General features: G+C 73.1%; 2 protein-coding genes. Both read right to left on the bottom strand.

The features are described 5' to 3' along the window. Positions 1-762: hypothetical protein (locus VGR37_21740; GenBank protein HEV2150035.1), on the bottom strand; the 762-nt coding region annotated here is incomplete at its 3' end. 297 nt (positions 763-1,059) lie between these two features. Further along, on the bottom strand, positions 1,060-2,331 hold the full coding sequence (locus tag VGR37_21735) for a dipeptide ABC transporter ATP-binding protein (GenBank protein HEV2150034.1): 1,272 nt from the start codon (positions 2,329-2,331) through the stop codon (positions 1,060-1,062). Between the last annotated feature and the right edge of the window lie 149 nt (positions 2,332-2,480).

Genomic DNA, 2,480 nt, shown 5'->3' with positions numbered 1-2,480 from the left:
CCGGAAGTCCAGCGCCCGCGCGCGCGCGCCGGCCGGGTCCCCGGCCTTCAGGTGCGCCCGGACGTACGCGCGCTGCATCCGGGCGGGCGAGCCCTGGGCCTCCCCCGCGAGGAGGGCGCGGACGCGGGCGGTGTCCCCCCGCTCCTCCAGCGCCTCCGCCATGAGCGTCGCCGCCCACCCGGACACGGCGGGGTCGTGCGTCCGGACGCGCTCCAGCGCCTCCATCCCCTCCTCCGTCTGTCCCAGGCGCAGGAGCACGAGGCCCCGCCGCAGCTCCGTCACCAGGGCACGGTCGCGGGTGGTGTCCGCCCCCGCCGCGCGGAGGGAGCGGGTGTAGGCCGCGGCGGCCTCCTCCCACTTCCGGTCCTCCTCCAGGGCGCGGCCCAGGAGGTGCCATCCCTCGCCCCCGGCGATGCTGTCCAGCCACGGCTCCCCCTCCAGCAGCACGCGCACGTTCTCCCAGCCGCCCCACCCGGCCTCCGCGCGCGCGGCGAGCAGGACCGCGGCCGGGTCCGGGTCGTCGCGCCTCCCGAGGTAGCCGCGCAGTGCGCGGGCCGCGCGCCAGTTCTGCCCCGTCTCCAGGAACTCCGGCACCTGGCGCGGGAGGTCCGCCGGGAGCACGAGCCCCGTCGCCCGTGCCGCCGCCGGTGCGTCCACCGGGTGCGGCTCGCCGAGCGGGACGTCGCGCGCCATGGCAACCAGGCGGATCACGACCAGGACGGCGATCAGGAAACCGAAGATGACGAGGTGGCGTCGCTGCATGGGCCCGTACGATTCCGGTGGGTCCGTCCGGGTCCTGCGGAGACCGGGGAACGGACGAGGTCCCCGGGGGCGTGGCAGGAAGCGCACCAGCCGGGTGATCCTGGCGGGCAGGTCAGGAACGGCATTACGCACGCAGAGGAAGCAGGGGAAGCAGAGGAAAAGCGGAGAGCAGTTGTTCTCTGCTTCCTCTGCTTCCTCTGTGTGAGCCCATGCTGTTTCGAGGTTCGGCCAGAACGAGAGCGGGCCGCCCGTGACACCGGACGGCCCGCTCCGATCCATCTCCGACCGCAGAGCCCGCTACCCCGCGCGCGGCATCACCGGCAGGTCCCGGTCCCCCGCTCCGAGCGGCACCTTGATGCATGCCGCGAAGTGCCCGCCGCCCTTGTCGGCCAGTGGGGGGACGATCTTGGCGCAGTCCGCGTCCTTGAGCGGGTGCTGGCAGCGCGGGTGGAAGGGGCACCCCGACGGCGGGTTGGCGGGGGAGGGGACGTCCCCCTGCAGCACGATCCGCTCGCGCTTCTGCGTGGGGTCGGGGACCGGCACGGCGGAAAGGAGCGCCTGCGTGTACGGCATGAGCGGGTTGCGGTACATGGCCCGCGCGTCCGCCAGCTCCACGATGCGGCCCAGGTACATCACCGCCACCCGGTCGGAGATGTGCTCCACCACCGACAGGTCGTGCGCGATGAACATGTAGGTGAGCCCGAACTGCCGCTGCAGGTCCTGCAGCAGGTTGATCACCTGCGCCTGCACCGACACGTCCAGCGCCGACACCGGCTCGTCGCAGACGATCAGCTCCGGCTCCACCGCCAGCGCCCGCGCGATCCCGATCCGCTGCCGCTGACCTCCCGAGAACTCGTGCGGGTAGCGCACCGCGTGCTCCGGCCGGAGCCCCACGATCCGGAGCAGCTCCGCGATGCGGTCGTTCGCCGCCTTCCCCTTCGCCAGCTTGTGGATCCCCAGCACCTCGCGGAGCATCTCCGCGATGGTCATGCGCGGGTTCAGCGACGAGAACGGGTCCTGGAAGACGATCTGCGCCTTGCGCCGCAGCTTGCGCAGCTCGTTGCGGTCCATCTCGAAGATGTTGCGCCCCGCGAACTCCGCCCGCCCGGCCGTGGCGTCGATCAGGCGCAGGATCGCCCGCCCGGTGGTGCTCTTCCCGCACCCGGACTCCCCCACAACCCCCAGCGTCTCCCCCTTCCGCAGGAAGAACGACACGCCGTCCACCGCCTTCACGTCGCCCACGTGGCGGTTGAAGAAGCCCTTGCGGATGGGGAAGTACTTCTTGAGCCCGCGGACCACCAGGAGCGAGTCCGCCGGCGGCTCCATGTCGTCCGGGGTGCGGCCGCGCAGGTCCGAGTCGCCCTTGGCGGGGGGGAGCTCCTGGCGCTCCGGCGCCTCCGGCTTGCGCTCCACCTGCCGGCGGCCGTTCCCCTCCGCTACGGGGCCGCGCTCCACCCCCGGGCCCATGAAGACCTCCGAGGCCTCGCCCGGCCGTTCGCCCCCGCTCCGCCCTCCGTCGCCCTGGCCCTCGGTCCCCCGGGGCGTCCGGCCCTCCGGCGTGCTCGCCATCAGCGCACCTCTTCAGTCGGGGCGACGTCATCCGGGCTGCCGGCCACCGGCACCCCGCTCGCGGCAACCGGGCTGGTCCCGAAGCCACCGCCCGCCCGCCTTACTTCTTCACGCTTTTCCGGATATTTAACCAGCCAGCACTTGTTCTT

This window comes from Longimicrobiaceae bacterium, from assembly GCA_035936415.1.
Taxonomy (GTDB): Bacteria; Gemmatimonadota; Gemmatimonadetes; order Longimicrobiales; family Longimicrobiaceae; genus JAFAYN01.
This window is presented reverse-complemented; position numbering and strand designations above follow the sequence as displayed.